The organism is Sorangium sp. So ce590, assembly GCF_051521365.1.
Classification (GTDB): Bacteria; Myxococcota_A; Polyangia; order Polyangiales; family Polyangiaceae; genus Sorangium.
Genome location: NZ_CP150346.1, coordinates 3,877,406 through 3,895,244, shown reverse-complemented (window position 1 = coordinate 3,895,244; position 17,839 = coordinate 3,877,406). Strand labels below are relative to the sequence as shown.

General features: G+C 73.5%; 15 protein-coding genes. 3 read left to right on the top strand and 12 right to left on the bottom strand.

Going from position 1 to position 17,839, the window contains the following annotated elements; genetic code table 11:
- The first annotated feature begins 133 nt into the window (after positions 1 to 133).
- A complete protein-coding gene (locus tag WMF28_RS14725; RefSeq protein WP_437602858.1) occupies positions 134 to 1,312 on the top strand; it encodes a lipin/Ned1/Smp2 family protein in 1,179 nt (392 codons plus the stop codon).
- 18 nt (positions 1,313 to 1,330) lie between these two features.
- Here the strand turns inward: WMF28_RS14725 and WMF28_RS14720 are convergent, their stop codons facing one another.
- Positions 1,331 to 2,149 (bottom strand): lysophospholipid acyltransferase family protein, encoded by an 819-nt coding sequence (locus WMF28_RS14720; RefSeq protein WP_437602857.1) that lies wholly within the window; start codon positions 2,147 to 2,149, stop codon positions 1,331 to 1,333.
- A gap of 70 nt (positions 2,150 to 2,219) precedes the next feature.
- Entirely contained in the window at positions 2,220 to 3,149 is a 930-nt protein-coding gene (locus tag WMF28_RS14715) for a hypothetical protein (protein ID WP_437602856.1), read from the bottom strand.
- Positions 3,150 to 3,476: 327 nt separating this feature from the next.
- Between WMF28_RS14715 and WMF28_RS14710 the strand changes: the two genes are divergently transcribed.
- Positions 3,477 to 3,914: an acyl-CoA thioesterase gene (locus tag WMF28_RS14710; protein ID WP_437602855.1), complete on the top strand. Its 438-nt coding sequence runs from the start codon at positions 3,477 to 3,479 to the stop codon at positions 3,912 to 3,914.
- Positions 3,915 to 3,946: 32 nt separating this feature from the next.
- Here WMF28_RS14710 and WMF28_RS14705 read toward each other — a convergent pair whose 3' ends face one another.
- The 9 genes from WMF28_RS14705 to WMF28_RS14665 all read right to left on the bottom strand — a co-directional run bounded on the left by WMF28_RS14705 (position 3,947) and on the right by WMF28_RS14665 (position 15,429).
- Positions 3,947 to 5,497, bottom strand: coding sequence for an AMP-binding protein (locus tag WMF28_RS14705; RefSeq protein ID WP_437602854.1), 1,551 nt, complete (start codon positions 5,495 to 5,497; stop codon positions 3,947 to 3,949).
- Positions 5,485 to 6,558, bottom strand: a complete 1,074-nt coding sequence (locus WMF28_RS14700; RefSeq protein WP_437602853.1) for a mandelate racemase/muconate lactonizing enzyme family protein — start codon at positions 6,556 to 6,558, stop codon at positions 5,485 to 5,487. The genes WMF28_RS14705 and WMF28_RS14700 overlap by 13 nt, the downstream gene beginning before the upstream one ends.
- 5 nt (positions 6,559 to 6,563) lie before the next feature.
- A complete protein-coding gene (locus tag WMF28_RS14695; protein WP_437602852.1) occupies positions 6,564 to 7,499 on the bottom strand; it encodes a 1,4-dihydroxy-2-naphthoate polyprenyltransferase in 936 nt (311 codons plus the stop codon).
- A gap of 183 nt (positions 7,500 to 7,682) precedes the next feature.
- The gene (gene menD / locus WMF28_RS14690; protein ID WP_437602851.1) at positions 7,683 to 9,527 is read right to left on the bottom strand and encodes a 2-succinyl-5-enolpyruvyl-6-hydroxy-3-cyclohexene-1-carboxylic-acid synthase; all 1,845 of its coding nucleotides are present in this window, start codon (positions 9,525 to 9,527) and stop codon (positions 7,683 to 7,685) included.
- A 33-nt stretch (positions 9,528 to 9,560) separates the two neighbouring features.
- On the bottom strand, positions 9,561 to 10,292 hold the full coding sequence (ubiE, locus tag WMF28_RS14685) for a bifunctional demethylmenaquinone methyltransferase/2-methoxy-6-polyprenyl-1,4-benzoquinol methylase UbiE (protein ID WP_437602850.1): 732 nt from the start codon (positions 10,290 to 10,292) through the stop codon (positions 9,561 to 9,563).
- Positions 10,289 to 11,563, bottom strand: a complete 1,275-nt coding sequence (locus WMF28_RS14680; protein WP_437602849.1) for a hydroxymethylglutaryl-CoA reductase, degradative — start codon at positions 11,561 to 11,563, stop codon at positions 10,289 to 10,291. Before WMF28_RS14680 ends, ubiE begins: the two co-directional genes overlap by 4 nt.
- An 80-nt stretch (positions 11,564 to 11,643) precedes the next feature.
- Complete coding sequence (locus tag WMF28_RS14675) at positions 11,644 to 12,720, bottom strand: polyprenyl synthetase family protein (protein WP_437602848.1); 1,077 nt, start codon at positions 12,718 to 12,720, stop codon at positions 11,644 to 11,646.
- Between the two features lie 88 nt (positions 12,721 to 12,808).
- Positions 12,809 to 13,405, bottom strand: a complete 597-nt coding sequence (locus tag WMF28_RS14670) for a GbsR/MarR family transcriptional regulator (RefSeq protein ID WP_437602847.1) — start codon at positions 13,403 to 13,405, stop codon at positions 12,809 to 12,811.
- A 275-nt stretch (positions 13,406 to 13,680) separates the two neighbouring features.
- Positions 13,681 to 15,429: a phosphoenolpyruvate carboxykinase (GTP) gene (locus WMF28_RS14665; protein WP_437602846.1), complete on the bottom strand. Its 1,749-nt coding sequence runs from the start codon at positions 15,427 to 15,429 to the stop codon at positions 13,681 to 13,683.
- Between the two features lie 179 nt (positions 15,430 to 15,608).
- Between WMF28_RS14665 and WMF28_RS14660 the strand changes: the two genes are divergently transcribed.
- Positions 15,609 to 16,466: a metallophosphoesterase gene (locus tag WMF28_RS14660; protein WP_437602844.1), complete on the top strand. Its 858-nt coding sequence runs from the start codon at positions 15,609 to 15,611 to the stop codon at positions 16,464 to 16,466.
- Positions 16,467 to 16,577: 111 nt separating this feature from the next.
- Here WMF28_RS14660 and WMF28_RS14655 read toward each other — a convergent pair whose 3' ends face one another.
- Entirely contained in the window at positions 16,578 to 17,765 is a 1,188-nt protein-coding gene (locus WMF28_RS14655; RefSeq protein ID WP_437602843.1) for an aminotransferase class V-fold PLP-dependent enzyme, read from the bottom strand.
- Positions 17,766 to 17,839: the final 74 nt, after the last annotated feature.

Sequence of the window (17,839 nt, the reverse complement as noted above, 5' to 3'; positions counted from 1 at the left end):
AGCTCCGCGCGCAAGGGGCGAGCGCGATCTGCCGCGAGGTCGTGCGAGGTCGTCGATCCACCGGAAAGGCCGTTGTTCGGACGGGGTCGACTCGTCACACTCGCGCGCGATGCAGACCAGGATACTTCTTGTCATGGCGACAACAATGCTCACGATCGGCTGCGGATCGGCCGACGCGACGCTCGGGTGGGCGCCGGTCGATGAGCCGCCGGGCGGCGGCTCATCGAGCCAGGGAGCCGGCGATGGCCAGGGCGGCAGCGGTGATGGCCAGGACGGCAGCGGTGATGGCCAGGACGGCAGCGGCGACGACCCGTCGAGCGGTGGGGGCGGCGACCTCTCGAGTGGCGGCGGGCCACCGGGCCCCCTGTGCGACCTGGTTCGCGGGTGCGATTCCGCGCCGCCGGATCCGGGCGAGGAGCTCTCATGGAATCACACGTCTTCGTACATCATCACCGCTGCTGGGTTCCCCAACCACCGCGGGCGCGATCTCTACCTGACCCTGGATGAGCCACAGTGGATCATCGGGAAGTTCGCCTACGGGCTCACCGACAAGGATCTGAAGGGTGAGCGGGTCGACATCTATGTGCTCCGCGGCTGCGGTGGCGAGTGGGAGCGCCTCGGCTCGGCGACCACGACGGAAGCGGACGCGACGCACGCCGAGGTCGAGGGCGTGAGCGACGACGGCGGCCGCGTCTACTTCGAGATCCCTGCGGCGCAGCGGCTCGGTGTGGGCAGGCACCGGGTCCACATGGTCGTCCGCGGCGACCTGTCGAGCGCCGACCTCTTCCTCGAGGTCGTCCCCCGGGGCGCCCCGATGTTCGTGAGCGACGTCGATGGGACGCTGACCGGCACGGAGACCGAGGAGTTCACCTCCCTCCTCGTCGGCAAGCTGCCCGGCGTTCAGCCGCACGCCGCGGCGGCGTTCCACCGGCTCGTCGCCAAGGGCTACCGCCCGATGTACCTGACCGCGCGGCCGGAGTGGCTCGTCCAGCGAACGCGCGATTTCCTCGACGCCTACGGCTTCCCGTCCGGCATCGTGCACACAACGCTCGGCCTGACCGGCGCGACGGGTAAGGCCGCTGCGGAGTACAAGACAGCGGAGCTGCAGCAGCTCTTCGACAGGAGGGAGATGCTGCCCGCGTGGGCCTTCGGCAACACGGCGACCGACGCGGAGGCTTACGAAAACGCCGGCGTACCCCTCACGCGGCGCGTGCTCTACAAGTTCGACGACGACGCCCGCGGGGGCCGACGTATCGAGGACTACGCCGAGCTGCTCGCCGAGATCGACGAGCTCCCCAGCTTCTGCGATTGATCCGGGCGCGCCGGCGCGTCAGCCGGACGCCTGCTCGGTCCGGGCGCCGCTCGCCGGCGGCTCCGAGGCGGCCCCGGCGCCGGCCGGTGCCTCGACGCGACCGCCGATCGACCGGAGGAGCTGGCTCACCGCGGCCTGGGCGCGCTCGCGGAGGTCGTTCACCCGCGCTGCCTCGCGGCCGTCCGGGCACACGGAGATCGGCGCGCCGACCCGCACCTGAACGAGCCGCAGGGTGCCGTCGCCCGAGTCGATCGCCCCCTTCTTCATGAGCAGGTGCGTGCCCTCGATGGCGACCGGCACCACGGGCACGCCGGCGCGGACGGCGGCATAGAAGCCGCCGTTCTTGAACTGCCGGAGCACGCCGTCCTCGCTCCGCGTCCCCTCCGGGAACACGAGCAGCGGCTTGCCCCTCCGGAGCACCTGCTCGAACCGCGAGATCGCCTCGACCGCGGCGCGGGAGCCGACCGTGCGATCCACCGGCACATGGCCCGCGAGCTGGAGGTGCCAGCCAAGGAACGGGATCTTCATGAGAGAGCGCTTCGCTGCCCACTTGAAGTCGCCCGGCAGCACCGCGCCGAGCGCCAGGATGTCGAGCACGCTCTGATGGTTGGAGCAGTAGATAAAGACCCCAGGAGGGACGTTCTCGAGGCCGCTCACCTGGAGGTCGATATCGAGCCCGCGTGCGCTCGCCTGGCACCAGCGCCGCATCGCCCAGAGGCTCGCAGAGCGCTGCGGCGTGAGAGGCCCCAGCGTCAGCGATACGGTGCCATAGGCCATGGTCCTCAGGGTGAAAGGAACCCACTGGCGCGTTATCAGCCAGGCGCTCTTGAGATCCATACTACAGCGCTTACCACTCTCTATGTCGGGCGAAAACGCGTAGCACCTTGCGCACCTGCGTCGCGCGCGGCTATGGCTCGAGCGGCGGCGTGAGCAGCCCCCAGCCGACCGTGACGGGCCGCCCTGCGCGCTCGAACTTGACGGTGTACAGCCCCGTCTCCTCGGCGCTCTGCACGACCGCGGGGCGCAGCGCGCCGACCCACTCGGCCCAGACGCTCGCCCCGATCTTGAGCCGCGGCTTGACCGGGAGCGGGCGCAGCGCCGATTCGTCGGCGAGCAGGGCGGCGCCGCCGTAACCGAGGGCGAACCACCGCGCCGAGCTGCTCGGCAGCGATGTCAAGACTGCGCCCGGCTCCGCCGGGGAGTTGCCGAGCCGCGACACGAGGAGCACGTGGCGCCACGTCTCGCCATCCTTCCATGCGGCGAAGTTGCCGGGGGCGAGCCCCTCGGTCTGCACGACGAAGCGGACCCCCTTGAGCTGCGCGAGCGGGGTCCGCGGGTCCATGTCGGTGTAGCGGACCTCCATCTTGTCCTTCACGAAGCGGGTGATGACGGCGTGCTTCATCACGCCGCTCCACTCCGTGAGCACCGGCTCGTGCGGCCGGAGGCGCGGCGCGTCGGGCACGGGGACGACGTAGCCCGGGTGGACCTTGTACGACGGTCCCCCCCTCCCCTCGATGATGAGGTCGTCGCCCTCGAAGCCGACCACGGTCGCCGCGTAGAGCACGAGCGTCGATCCGAGCTTGGCCCCGGCGAGCATCCGGTCCGAGAAGGTGAACACACGGCGGCCTAGATCGAGCTTGACCGGGTGCGCGGGGAGGCCGAGCGGGTTCGACGCCTGCGCCGCGCCCGTCGGCGCTCGGGTCTCCGCGACCGCGGGACGCGGCAGCGCCGCGAGCGGCGCGATGGGCGGGCTGTGGGAGGGCGTGGGCGTCGGGGGCGACGTCGACGCAGGCTCGCACGCCGCCGCGAGGCCCGCTGCCAGGAGGCAAGCGAGCACGCAGGCCACGCCGCGGGAGCGCGGCGCGGCGGTCCCGAGGTGTCGCGTTGCGCACCTGTCGTGGTCCTTCCCGGTGGCGCGGCCCAGGCTGCGGGACCCGGGCCCGAGGCCCCCGGGACATCGGTCAGCCATCAGGGGCGAGCATGGACCGCGAAAGCGACGGCGGCGAGCAGAAAGGGACGGAACGGCCACGTGACACCGGGCCGGCTGCCCGGCGAAACCGGCCGCGCCGGCGCGTGGAGGTGCGGCAGCGCGGGGCTCCGCTCCCGGCGGCGCGCCGCGCTCCTCGTGACGCGCGCGGCGCCTCCTGCGCTAGCTTGCAGCGCGATGAAGCGCGCCTTCAGCATCGATGAGCTCAAGCAGACCGCGCCCCGCCTCGCCGTGGAGCGCCGCGCCGTGCGCTTCCAGGACGTCGACGCGGCCGGGATCGTCTTCTACCCGCGCGTCCTCGAGTACTTCAGCGACGCGTACATGATCGCGCTGAAGGAGCGGGGCATCGACCTGCCCGCCCTCCTCGCGGGCGGCGCGATCAAGCTGCCGCTCGTCCACGCCGAGGCCGATTACCTGCTGCCGCTCCGGTTCGGCGACGCGATCGAGGTCGAGGTGCTCGCGCCGAAGCTCGGCGACACATCGTTCACGGTGGGCTACCGCGTGACGACCGCGGGCGGGATCGCCGCGATCGGGCAGACGGTGCACGTGTGCATCGACGGGGCGCGCTTCATCCCGTGTCCGCTCCCGGACGGGCTGCGCACCGCGCTCGGATGACCGCGGCGAGCGCCGGCGGCCGGCGCCGCGCGCTAGCGCGCCGGGAACGGCGCGAGCGCGGCCGCGAGCTGCGCCGCCGCGCCGGCGCGATCGAGCTTGCCCGCTGAGGTCAGCGGGAGCGCCGCGACGCCGCAGAGACGCCGCGGGCGCTTGTGCGGGGCGAGCCGCGCCGCGACGAGGGCCGCGAGGTCGTCGAGCAGCGCGGGCGAGAGCGCGGAGCCGACCGGCGCGCCGGGCGCGGTCTGGTCGGGGACGATCGCCGCCGCGACGACGTGGCCCCACCGCGCGTCCGGCACGCCGAACACCACGGCGCCGGCGACGCCCGCGCAGGAAGCGAGGACCTGCTCCACCTCGGCGGGATAGACGTTCTCGCCGCCGGTCACGATGAGGTCGCTCCGGCGCGCCGCGACGTGGAGCCGCCCGGCGGCGTCGAGCGCGCCGAGATCGCCGGTGCTGAACCATCCGGCGCCGTCGACCTGGAGCTCCGGCGCGCGCGCGGGGCCGCGGTAGTAGCCGCGGAACAGCGCCGGGCCGCGGATCTCGATGCGGCCCACGCCGTCGCCGCCGGCGCCCTCGATGCGAAGATCGATGCCGGCGATCGGCGCGCCGGAGCCCGGCTCGCGGGCGCGCGGATCGCGCGGGCGCTGCACCGTGACCTGCGAGCACGCCTCGGTGAGGCCGTAGGTGGTGAGCGCGGGGACCCCGCGGCGCGCGCACTCGTCGAGCGCCCGCTCCGGAGCGCCCGCGCCGCCGACGAGCACCGCGCGGAGCCGGGCGAGGACGTTGTCGCGATCGGCCTCCAGCAGCGCGAGCAGCATGGTCGGCACGACGGAGAGCAGCGTCGCGCGGTCGCGGACGATCGAGGCGAGCACCGACGCGGGATCGAAGCGGGGCGCGAGGATGACGGCGCGCCGCGCGAGCAGGCAGCGCGTCACGATCGAGAGGCCCCCGACGTGGCAGAGCGGCAGGCAGAGCAGCCAGCGATCGTCGTCGCGCATGCCGAGGTTGGCCGCGCTCCCCGCGGCGGCGGCGAGGAACGCACGGCGCGGCAGCACCGCGCCCTTGGGGCGCCCGGTGGTGCCCGAGGTGTAGACGATCGCGAGATCACCGGAAGGGTCCGGCGCCCGGACCTCGACGGCGCGCGGCCCGCGATCGCGGAGCGCGGCGATCTCCGGTCCGGCCTCATGGAGCAGGGCAGCGAGCGCGGGCTCGCGCAGCACGAGGTCGGGCCGCGCGTCGTCGATCAGAACGCCCGCCTCGCCGGCGGTGAGCCGCGGGTGAATCGGGACGAGGACGGCGCCGAGCGCGAGCAGCGCATGGAGGACGACGACGGTCCCGAGCGCGTTCGGCGCGACGAGCGCCACGCGAGCCCCCCGCCCTACCCCCGCGCGGGCGAGCCGGGCGCACACGGCCGCGACCGCGGGCGCAAAGTCGCCGAAGCGGAGGGCGCCGCCGGGGCCGACGCCGAGGCCGGGGACGTCGATCTCGCGCGGAGCGTCGGCCTCGGCGCCGCCATGGACGAGCGCCGTCCGCGCGGCGATCGCAGGATCGCGCACGGCCTCGAGGAGGCTCAGGCCGTCCATGTCCAGGGTCGGATGCCGAGGCCAGGCTGCTCGCTGGCGACGACCAGGCCGCCCTCGCGGAGCTGCGGGATCGAGATCTCGGGCCACGCCTCCAGGCCGGCGTGCGCGTCGAGGCCGCACGCGAGCGGCGGGCGCGGCAGCGCGAGCGCGAGCTCGCACGAGGCGGCGAGCGCGACGGGGCCGTCGAAGAGGTGCGTCACCACGGCGCCGAGGCCGCGCTCCTGCGCCCTCTGGCCGAGCTCGTGCGCGCGCAGGAGGCCGAGCATCGCCGGCTTCAGGATGAACGCGGCGCAGCCCTCCGCCTCGAGCAGGCGCTCCGGCATGCCCTCGACGGCGAGCGACTCGTCGGCCGCCCACGGGACCTCGCGCGCGCCGAGGAGGTGGAGGAGCTCCGGCGCGACCGGCTGCTCGACGAAGCGGGGACCGAGCGGCGCGAGCAGGGCGAGCCGGCGGGGCGCGTCCTCCAGCGACCAGGCCGCGTTCGCGTCGAGCCGGAGCTCGATGGCCGGGTGCTCCTGCCGCAGCGCGCGCAGCGCCTCGAGGTCGCGCGCGAACCCCTCTTCTCCGCGCGAGCGGAGCTTCACCTTGATCGCCCGGACGCCTCGCGCGACGAGCGCGCGAGCGCGCGAGCGCAGCTCCGGCAGGGCGACCGAGGTCGTGAGCAGCCCGTTGACCCGGACCTCGGCATGGCGCCGGTGTCCGCCGAGGCACGCCGACACCGGGAGGCCGAGGCGCTGGCCGAGCAGATCGAGCAGCGCCGTCTCCAGGGCGAAGCGCGCCGCCGGCAGGCCGCGCAGCTGCGGCGACAGCGGAGCGATCGCGCGCTGGATCGCGGACGCCGTCGACGTCACGTCCTCGAGCGGCAGGTCGATCGCGCCGAGCGCCCCGGGCAGCGCGGCGAGCGCGCGCTCGTCCTCATCGGCCGTGTCGGGTGAAAAACCGGGGAGCGGCGTGGCCTCGCCCAGGCCGACGCGCCCCTCGTCGTCGGTGAGCGACAGCACGAGGCCCCGGCGCGCGCCCTCGATGTCCCGTGGCGCAAGGCTGGCGGCGACGACGCGCATCGTTCCTACAGCCGGGCCGCGAGGCCCAGCGAGAAGATCAGCGCGTAGGCGAGCAGCAGCTTCGCCGTCCCGGCGAGGCAGTCGTTGAGCGGCCGGCCGTCGGTGGTCGCCAGCACCCGGAGCAGGCGCACCGCGCGCGGGAACGTCGCGAGGACGAGGAGCGTCCACCGCCGGCCCTCGCCGACGGCGAGGGCGACAGGCACCGCGTAGGCGACCGCGAGGAGCATCGCGTATTCGAGGACGCCCGCCCTGCGGCCAAAGCGAACGGCGAGCGTGCGCTTGCCGGCGACGACGTCCGTGTCGCGATCGCGGACATTGTTGACGACGAGCACGGCGGTGGCGATGGCGCCGACCGGCACGGCCGCCGCCCAGGCGAGCGGCGGCACCGAGCCGAGCTGGACGAACGCCGTCCCGCAGACGGCGACGAGGCCGAAGAACACGAACACGAACACATCGCCGAGGCCGTGGTAGCCAAGCGGGTACGGGCCGCCGGTGTACGCGACGCCGGAGAGGATCGAGGCGACGCCGATCACGACGATGGGCCACCCGCCCACGAGCGCAAGGTGCACCCCGAACGGCGCCGCGAGGGCGATCGTGACGAGGAGCCCGACGCGCACCTGACGCGGCGTGAGCAGCCCCGCCTGCACGGCGCGCGTGGGACCGAGCCGCTCGTGCGTGTCGGCGCCCTTCTCGTGATCGAAGACGTCGTTCGCGAAGTTCGTGGCGATCTGGATGAGCATCGCGCCCGCCAGCGCAGAGAGCGCCGGGCCGAGCCGCATGCCGCCGAGCGCGTAGGCGACCGCCGTCCCGACCATCACCGGCGCGAGCGCGGCCGTGAGCGTCGCCGGCCGGCACGCGAGGAGCCACGCTCGGAACGAGCCAGGGCGCACGCCGCCCGCTGCCGCTGCTCCGGCCGCCTGCGAGGCCGCCGCCGCGCTCACGAGCGCCTCCCCTGCTTGCGGACGCCGCGCCCGCGCGCGGCGGCGCGATCGCGCCGCCGCGCGGACTCCTCGCCTGACGCCGCCGGTGTCGGGGACTCGGGTCCGGGGCTTCTGTTCGCGTTGACCTGGCTCATGACCGTGGATCCCTCTCGGCAAGCTCGGGGTTCTCGGCGCGCGCGCCGCTCATGAAGGCTCGAGATCGGCGGCCGCCCCTGCCGCCGCCGGCGCGCTGCTCAGGACGGCGACCTCGCGGCGGACGTCGGACCAGAGCCGCGCGACGCGGGCGGCGCCGTCGTGGGGCGGCACCACCGCCTCGATCAGCGTCGCGCCGGGTCGCTGGTACGCGGCCGCGAGGGCGCCGGCGAGCCCGCTGGAGGTGCCGGCGCGCTCGTAGGCGAGCCCGAACATCGCCGCCGCGGGCGCGAAGTCGAGGTGCTGCGGCATGGTGAAGCACCGATCGAGCAGATCGGCGCCGCGCTTGGCGACGGGGAGGTGCTCGAAGATGCGGCCGCCGTCGTTCTGGACCACCACGATGACGAGCGGCGCACCGCCGTCTCCCGCTGCCCTCGCGGCGAGCAGCAGCCCGGTCAGGTCGTGCAGCAGGCTGAGATCGCCGAGCAGCAGCGTGAGCGGCGCGGCCGCGACCGCGCGGGCGCCGGCCGCCCCCGACACGAGGCCGTCGATCCCGCTCGCGCCGCGCTGGTGCAGGACGCGCAGCGCGCGCGCCGACGGCGGGCAGTACGTGTCGAGATCGCGCACCGGCATGCTGTTGCCGATCGCGAGCAGCGAGCCCTCCGGGCACGCGCTCGCCACCGCCCGGGCGACCGCGCCCTCGGTGAGCTCGTCCCCGGCGCACGCGCGCGCCGACTGCGCCGCCGCGACGTCGCCGGCGCGCGCGAACGTCGCGGCCCAGTCCCGCCGCCCGCGCCCGAGGTCCAGCGCCGCCCCGGCGAAGCGGACCGCGAGCGCCTCGCACAGCTCGGCAGGCTCGGCCATGACGAGGGCGGCCGCGGCGCTCGTTGGATCGTTCCAGCCGTGCGCGGCCACGACGAACCGGCGGCAGCCCGCGTGCTCGGCGATGTAGGTCGCGTACCCGCCCGACGTCGGCGGGGCGCCGAGTTCGAGGATGAGATCGGGCGCGTTCGCCGCGCGGAACTCGGGCGCGCGGAGGAACGAATCGAACGAGGCGGGCATCACGACGCCCTCGGCCAGGCCGCCGAAGTAGATCTGGCTCGTGCCCTCGGCGAGCACCGGGAAGCCGGTCGCCCGCGACAGCGCGAGCACCGCGCCGCGCGCGCGCGCGTCGTCCTCGCGGCTCGGGGCGGGACCGCAGACGATGAGCCCCCGCTCGGCGCGCGCGCACCGCGCCGCGATCTCCTCGGTCGCGCGCGCGTCGACCCCGGCGCGCGCCGCCACGACCCGCGGCCCGGCGCGGCGCATCTGCGCCTCCCACTCGGCCTGCCAGGCCTCGGGCCCCGCCGCGTCGACCGGCTCGAGCGGCTTGCGGAAGCGCGCGTTGATGTGGACCGGGCCAGGTGTCGGGGCGAGCGCGCGCGAGACCGCCTGCGCCGCGATGCGCGCCACGGCGCGCATCGCGAGGGACGACGGATCCGGCAGCCCGAGCTCGGCGAAGTGACGCACATGGTCCCCGAAGAGCTTCGTCTGATCGATGGTCTGCGAGGCCGCGGCGTCGGCGAGCTCCCACGGGCGGTCAGCCGTGATCGCGACGAGCGGGGTGAAGCTGTGGTGCGCCTCGATGATCGCCGGCAGCGCGTGGGCGCCGGCGGTGCCCGAGGTGCAGACGAACACGCTGGGCCGGCCGGTGACGCGCGCCTGCCCGAGCGCGAAGAACGCCGCGGCGCGCTCGTCGACGACGCTGTGGCAGCGCACCTCCACGCTCTCCACCGCCGCGATCGCGAGCGGCGTCGAGCGCGACCCCGGGCAGAGGACCACGTCGCGCACCCCGGCCTGCGCCAGCGCGCGGACGAACAGCTGCGCCCAGGCCGAGTGGAGGTTCGAGCCGCTCATCACCGTCCCCGGTTGCCCTCGACCGCGCGCACCTCAGGCCCCCTCGGGCGTCGCGACGAACAGGCACACGACGCCCATCGTCAGCGGCTCCACCCGCAGCACGCGCAGCCCCGCGCCCCGCATCAGCTCCGCGAACTCGTCCGGAGGGGGGAACCTCGCGATCGAGTCCTGCAGGTACCGGTACTCGTCCCGCCCGGAGATCGCGCCGCCGACGTACGGGACGACCGTGTGGATATGGAAGCGCGCGAGCTTGCCCATGATCCCCCCGCGCGGCTCGCTGAGCTCCAGGATCGCGATGCGCCCGCCGGGCCGCGTGACGCGCGCCATCTCGCGGAGCGCCCGCGCCCGGTCGGGGACGTTGCGGATCCCGAACGCCATCGAGATGCCGTCGAGGCTCGCGTCGCCGAACCGCAGCTGCTCCGCGTCGCCGACCTCGAGCTCGATCCGCCCGGCGAGCCCCGCGGCCTCCACCTTCCGGCGGCCGACGCCGAGCATCCCCTGCGACGGGTCGACCCCGACGACCTTCACGTCGTGCGTCCGGGCGATCTCGATGGCGAGGTCGGCGGTGCCGGTCGCCAGGTCGAGCACCGTGGCGCCCGGCGCGAGCTCGAGCGAGCGCACCGCGCGCCGCCGCCAGCCCTGATCGAGCCCCAGCGAGATGACCCGGTTCAAGAGGTCGTACCGCTCGGCGATGCCGTCGAACATCTCCCCGGTGCCGAACCGGCGCCCGCCGCGCGGCGCCTCGCCGTGATCCGTCTGGCTCATGTCCCGCCCTCCGCCTGCTGCACCGCGCGCGACCCATCGGCCCGCTCGGGCGCGAACCGCTTGCCCTCGCCGGACGGCGGCGCGGTGGCCTCGTCGCTCCCCGTCCCCGTGACGGCGAGCGCGCGCTTCCGCTCGTGGAGCCGCATGTGGCCTCGCTGGATGCCCTCGCTCGCGAGCGCGCGCAGGGCCGCCAGGTTCGAGGCGAGCCCGACGGAGGCCAGCACCACCGCGAGCTCGCGCGCGCTCTTCGCGCCCACGAGCTGCAGCGCGGCGCGCACGCCGGCGTGCACCACCGTCGAGCCGCCCACCGTCCCGACGGCGAGCGGCAGCTCCGCGCGGCCCACGAGCCCGCCGGGGACGCGCTCCCACGTGCTGAGCGGCCGGTACCGACCGCTCAGGGATGCGTACGCGTGCGCGCCCGCCTCGATCGCTCGGAAGTCCTGGCCGAGCGCGACCGCGGCCGCGTCGAGCCCGTTCATGAAGCCCTTGTTGTGGGTCGTCGCGCGGTACGGATCGAGCTCCGCGAAGCGGCTCGCCCGCGCGATGCCGCTCGCCACGTCCGCGCCGCCGAGCGCGTCGTCGCCGACGGCGGCCGTCACGCGCACGAGGCGGCGGACGCTCAGGTTCGAGAGGATCCGGAGGCCGATCGTCCCGCCGGCGATGCGCTGCACGAGCGGCGCCACCGCCTCGGCCACGGTGTCGACCAGGTTGGCGCCCATGGCGTCGCCGACCTCGACGTAGAGGTGCACCACGAGCACGCCGAGCTCCGCCGACAGGACGCGCACCTCGAGATCGCGGCAGCCGCCGCCGCGCGCCACCATCCTCGGGATCGCCGCGTCGCCGGCCGCGAGCAGGCTCGCGCGCGCGGCCTCCAGCCGGCCCGCGGCGGCCTCCGCGTCCGGCACGTCGTCGAGCTGGACCTGGGCGGTCATGATCGGCGGGTCCGCCTCGCCGGAGAAGCCGCCCGACAGGCGGACCATGCGCGCCGCGTTCGACGCCGCGGCGATGACGCTCGGCTCCTCCACCGCCATCGGCACCAGCACGTCGCGCTGGTTCACGCGGAAGTTCAGCGCCAGACCGAGCGGGAGCGCGTGCGTCGCGATGACGTTCTCGCACATCCGGTCGGCCACCGCCGTCGGCAGCCCGCCCCCGCTCGCGAGGTGCGCGATCGCGTCCTCGTCGAGCAGCCCGAGCGCCTGGATCGCGCTGAGCCGCTCCTCGACGCACCGCTTGTAGAAGCCGCTGATCCGGCTGGACACGTTCTGGCTCATCGGCCGCCTCCGCGCGCCGCGCGCGCTCGCGAGGGCGGCGCGCGCCCTCCGCCTTGTACCGGGAAATCCGTCATCGCCGCTCACCGCCTCCGCCGGGGCGTCGACATCGCGACCCCCTCCAGCGCCGCCTTCGCCGGGCTCTCCGGGAGCGGCTCGATGCTCCGCACCGCGTCCCCGCAGAGCCGCGACGCGAGCTCCAGACAGTCGTCCACGACGCGCTGCTCGACCATGACCTTCGCGATGCGCCGGCCGAGCTCCGGCGGGGCCACCGTCTCCTCCGACGCGCAGTGCGCCTCGAGGGCGGGCGTCAGCTCGCGGTCGCGCTCCATCGCGAGGAGCAGCGGGTACGTCATCTTGCCTTCGCGCAGGTCCGTGAGCAGCGCCTTGCCGGTCGCGTCCGGATCGCCCGCGAAGTCGAGCACGTCGTCGACGAGCTGGAACGCGACGCCGAGGCTCGTGCCGAAGCTCTCGAGCGCCTTGCAGAGCGGCTCGCTCACCCCGCCCGCCCGCGCGCCGGCGAACATCGCCCAGCGGAACAGCGAGGCCGTCTTGCCGTCGACGATCTGGAAGTACTCGCTCGTGCTCGTGCGCACGCGGCCCCGCGACGCGAGCTGGAGCGCCTCGGCGACGACCATCTCCTTAATCACCTGGAGCACCCGCTCGAGCACGTCGGGCATGCCCACCGCCTGGATCTTGCTGAGCGCCTCGAGCAGGAGGTAGTCGCCGCCGAAGATCGACGCGGCGTTGCCGTAGATGACGCGCGCCGCGTCCGCGCCGCGCCGGCGGTCGCCGAGGTCGACGACGTCGTCGTGGAGCAGCGTCGCGTTGTGGACGAGCTCGACCGCCACGGCGAAGGTCCGCGCGGCCTCGTTGAAGCCGCCCCCGATGTGGGAGGCCAGCGCGACACAGATCGGCCGCAGCCGCTTGCCGTTCAGCCCGAGCAGGTGCCGCGCGCTCCGGTGCGCCGGCGTCTCGCCGTCCAGCCCGACCTTCGCGATCTCGCGCTCGACGTCGTCGAGGTCCCCGTCGAGCAGGCGCCTGAGCTCCGCGAGGCGCGCGGCGAGCGGTTCGAGCCCTCGCCCAGCGCACATGCCTCCGAGGCTCGAGACGACATCGCTCCGCTGGACCGTCCCAGTAAACGTAGTTGTCGCAGTCATCCCATCTCCACCTGGAAGCACGAGCGCACGCGCTCCCCGCACCGCGCGGGGCCCACGAGCGGCCGAGCTCTCCCAAATCACGAGCCCGCTAGGCGCCTCGCCGGGACCGAACGGCCCGGATCGGGAACCGGACAAGGTCCCCGAACCGCGAGAAATCCACGGTCCTGCTCTTGATGAACCCGTCGAGCGCCGTCTGCGCGACGATCACGAACGAGAGGAGCCGCTCCACCCGATCGAGGCTGAACCGGGTGGCGTCGGTGGCAGGCAGGCTCTCGAGCAGCGCGGACGCCCGCTCGAGGCGTTGCCTCACGGAGTCGGCGATGAGCCGCTCGCGCTCGGCGAACACTTTGGAAATCATCTTCCAGAAGTCCGTCTCGGCCTCGAAGAACTCCTTCCGCTCTCCCGGTTTCCATACCCTTCGTACTACACCCCACCTCTGCAGTTCTGTCAGCGACATACTCATCGCGCCGGACGAAACCTGCAGCCGTTCACCGATTTCGGCGGCGGACAGGGCGCCGCCGGCGATGAACAGGACGGTCCAGATCCGCCCGAGCACGCGGCGGAAGCCCCAGTGCTCGATGACGTCGCCGATCGCGTCCGCAGCGAGCAGCTCCGCCTGGCGCTGGATGTCGTTGGGAGGGCTCATTAAAGTTTCAAAATTCTTTGAAAGAACTGTGTGGGCCAACCTGTGCCGGCGTCAAGACATTCCCGACCGTCCTCATCAGAGAACGGACGAGCGCGGCCGCGACGGCTTTCAGTAAGCTTCTGACCGCGAGGCCGCTTTCTCTGGACTCCCGGCGCGGCGCGCTCGCGTCGAACAGAGCGCGCTCGCCTCGGATAGAACGTGCTCGCCGCGGCGGCGGCCGCTCCGGTCGGGGGCGGCCGGCCTCAGGCGCGATGCCGCTCGAGGCCTCGCGGGTGGCGTGGGTCGGATGCGTCGCCCGGGGGGACGGCGCTAGCTCACGCCTGCATCCGGGCCACGAGATCCCGGTTCTCCCGGAGCAGCGCCTCGGGAATGCGCGCGCCGAACGACTCCAGGAACGCCTCGCGATCGCGCGCTTCCTCCAGCCACCCGTCGCGGTCGATGGCGAAGAGCTCGCGCATCACCTCGTCGTTCAGGTCGAGGCCGCTCGTATCGAGCTCGCCGTCCGTGGGCATGATCCCGACCGGCGTCTCGCGTCCCTGCGCCTTCCCGTTCACGCGCGCGTGGATCCAGCGGAGGACGCGGAGATTCTCGCCGAAGCCGGGCCAGAGGAACTTGCCCGACTCGCCCTGCCGGAACCAGTTCACGTGGAAGATCTTCGGGAACGCCGCGCGACCCTGGCCGAGCTCGATCCAGTGCCGGAAGTAATCGCCCATGTTGTACCCACAGAAGGGGCGCATCGCCATCGGATCGCGGCGGACGACCCCGACCTGGCCCGTGGCCGCGGCGGTCGTCTCGGAGGCCATCGTCGCGCCCAGGTAGACCCCGTGGGCCCAGTCGCGCGCCTCGCAGACGAGCGGCGCGAGCCGCGCGCGCCGGCCACCGAAGATGATGGCCGAGATCGGCACGCCCGCCGGCGCCTCGAACGCCGGCGAGATGGATGGGCACTGGCGGGCCGGCGACGTGAAACGGCTGTTCGGGTGCGCCGCCGGCTCCTTTGTGTCCGGCGTCCACCGGCGGCCCCTCCAGTCGGTGAGGACCGGCGGCGCAGGACCGTCGAAGCCCTCCCACCACGGCGTCCGCTCCGGCGTGAGCGCCACGTTCGTGAAGATCGAGTTCCTGGCCAGCGTCGCCAGGGCGTTCGGGTTCGTCCTTGAGCTCGTCCCCGGCGCCACGCCGAAGAAGCCGGCCTCGGGGTTGATCGCCCAGAGCCGGCCGTCCGGGCCGATCCGCAGCCAGGCAATGTCGTCGCCGACCGTCCATACCTTCCAGCCCTTCTGCGACGCCGGCGGCACGAGCATGGCGAGGTTCGTCTTCCCGCAGGCGCTCGGGAACGCCGCGCAGACGTACGTCACGCGGCCCTCCGGGTCCTCAAGGCCGAGGATGAGCATGTGCTCCGCGAGCCAGCCCTCGTCGCGCGCCATCGTGCTCGCGATGCGCAGCGCGAAACACTTCTTCCCGAGCAACGCGTTGCCCCCGTACCCGGAGCCGATGCTCCAGATGAGCCGCTCTGCAGGGAAATGGCACACGAAGCGGCGCTCCGGGCTCAGGTCTCCGAGCGAGTGCAGCCCCCGGCAGTAATCCTCGGAGCTGCCCAGCGCCTCGAGCGCGACCCGGCCCATACGGGTCATGATCCTCATGCTCGCGACGACGTAAGGACTATCGGTGATCTCGACTCCAACCTTCGCCGAGGGCGACCCGACGGGGCCCATCAGGTACGGAACAACGAACATCGTCCGCCCCTTCATCGCCCCGTCGAACAGCCGCCCGACCCGCCGCGAGGCCTCCTCCGGCGACATCCAGTTGTTCGTCGGGCCCGTATCCTCTTCATCGCGAGTGCAGATGAACGTGAGGTGCTCAGTCCGGGCGACGTCGGTCGGGTCGCTCCGGTGAAGATAGCAGTTGGGGTACTTCTCCTCGTTGAGCGCGATGACCGTGCCGTCGCTCAGCATCCCCTGGATCAGCGTCCGGTTCTCCGCCTCCGAGCCGTCGCAGAAGACGACCCGATCGGGCCGCGTCTGGCGCGCGATCTCGTCTACCCACGCTGAAAGATTCCGGTTTTGCATACAGCTGGGAGCCTAGCCCGGGCGAGAAGCCCCGCCAAGGGACAGTAACGCTGTAGAATTGCAGCAAACATGGACGATCTGGCAGATTGCAAGTGAATCGGCAGCCGGCCGGCGCGGCGCCTCCGCTCGGGCTCAGTTCGCGCGAGGCGAACGCAGGGACGTTCGGCTATGCTGGAGACGTGCACCGTGTCGTCGACCTCCCTGATCGGGGCAGACTGATCGTCGCCACCGACTTTCAGGGGAATGTCGCGGATTTCGAGCGAATCGCCGAGATCTTCGACCAGGCGGCGGCCGGCCCTGACGGCGCGGTGCTCGTCATTACGGGCGACCTGGTCCACGGGCCCGAGCTCGACGAGGATGAATGGCCCGACTACCTGGGCTCATTCTACCGGGGCGACTCCGTGACCTTGTTGAAAAAGGCGAGGAGCCTCGCGGAACGGCACCCCGGCAGGGTTCATTACCTGCTTGGCAACCACGAACACGCGCACGTGGGGGGTCCGGTGGTGGCGAAGTTCTTTCCGGACGAGGCGCATCGGCTCGAGGAGCTGCTCGGTCCGGAGGACACGCTGGCGATGCGGAGCTGGTTCCGCGGGTGGCCGTTCGTCGCGGTCGCACGCGCGGCCCGGCTGGTCATGCTCCACGCGGCGCCGCACGCGCGCATCCAGAGCCGGGAGGACCTGGAGCGGCTCCCGCTCGACGGGTTCCTCGACATACCGCTCCCGGAGATGAGCCTGCAGGGGACGCTCGGCGCGCTGCTCTGGGCGCGGAGCACCTCGAGCGAGCGCGCCTATGCCTTTCTGCGCGCGCTCGACCGGGACGCTCGCGTGGCGGTCTACGGGCACGACGTCGCGCGCACGGGGTACGCCATCGAGCGCGAGCCGATGCTCTGCCTCTCGACGAGCTTCGGCTGCTACGACGGCGACAAGCTCTACCTGGAGTGGGATCTCGCCGAGCCCGCGGAGAGCGCGACCGACGTCGCGTGGCGCGGGCTCCGATCGCTGTACCCCGAAGCGCCGCGCGTCCACAGCGACCCCTGAGCGCCCCGGCGAGGACGTCGCCGCGGGCGCCGCGACGACGAAGGCGAGATCCCTGCGGCCGGCGTCGGAGAGGAAGGAGAACGGGACCATGAGCCGCCGTCGGGGACGGCGCTAGCGGCTGAGCTCCTCGAGGAGGGCGGCCACGCCCGCGTCGATCTCGGCATCGGTGAGGTACGGCGCAGGGCCGACGCGGAGCACATCGCAGCGCGCGTCGACGAGGACGCGCCGGGCGCGGAGGCGCCGCACGACGTCGCCCGCCTGCGCCGCGCGGACGGCGACGAAGCCGCCGCGGCGCTCGGGCTCGCGCGGCGAGACGACGTCGTCGCCGCGGCCCGCGGCGTCGAGGTGGCCGAGGATGCGCCCGGTCTGCCGGAGCGAGATCGCGCGCAGCCGCGGGACGGTGAGGCCGAAGCGATCCCAGTGCTCGAGCACGGCGGCAGCGCGGTAGAGCGCGGACGGATCGAACGTGGAGCCCGCGAAGCGCGCGCCCCCAGGCGCGTACGCGACGCCGCCGCCGCTTCCCGCGAGCGAGTCGAAGTCGGCGAACCAGCCGGTGAAGACCGGGCGCAGCGCGCAGCCGCGCGGGACGCGCATCCAGCAGATCCCCTCGCCCATCGCCGCGTACTTGTAGCCGCCCGCGACGGCGAAGACGTGAGGCGCCGCGCTGCCCCACGCGATCGGGACGACGTTGAAGGCGTGGTAGGCGTCCACGAGCGGGACGGCGCCGATCTCGGCCGCGCGCGCGACGATTTCGTCGAGCCGCGGCACCACCGTGGCGCTCTCGAAGAGCACGGCCGAGATCGCGAGCATCGAGGTGCCCGGCTGGAGCGCGGCGAGCAGCCGATCGGGAAGCGAGCCGCGCGGCTCGACGCTCACCCACGCGACCTCGACGCCGTCCTCGCCGAGACGCGCGAGCTGGCGCCTGAGCGAGTGGAACTCGCCCTCGGTGGTGACGATCCGCTGCCGACCGCGACGGGGGAGCGAGGTGATCAGCCGGTAGACGAGCTCGTGCGTGTTCTGGCCGAAAGCGATGTCGTCGCCGCGCTCGAAGCCCATCCGCTCCAGGATCGCCGCGCCGACCGCCGAGCGTCTCGGGAACACCGCATCGTCCCACTTGCCGTCGACGAGCCGGGCGGCGTCGTCGAAGCACGCGGCGACCGCGTCGCGCGCCACGTCAGGCCAGGCCTGATGGGAGTGCCCCGTGAGCAGGATGCGCGGCGCCGCGTCCTCGGCGGGCGCGAGGAAGCGCGAGTATGCGGCACGGAACGCGTCGAGGTCGAACGAGAGGCCCGGTTCCACGTCTCCTTGCATTCCAGCTCTTCGGTGCGGTACCCGCGCGACGGACGCGCAGGGCGGCAGGGCTCCGCGCGCGC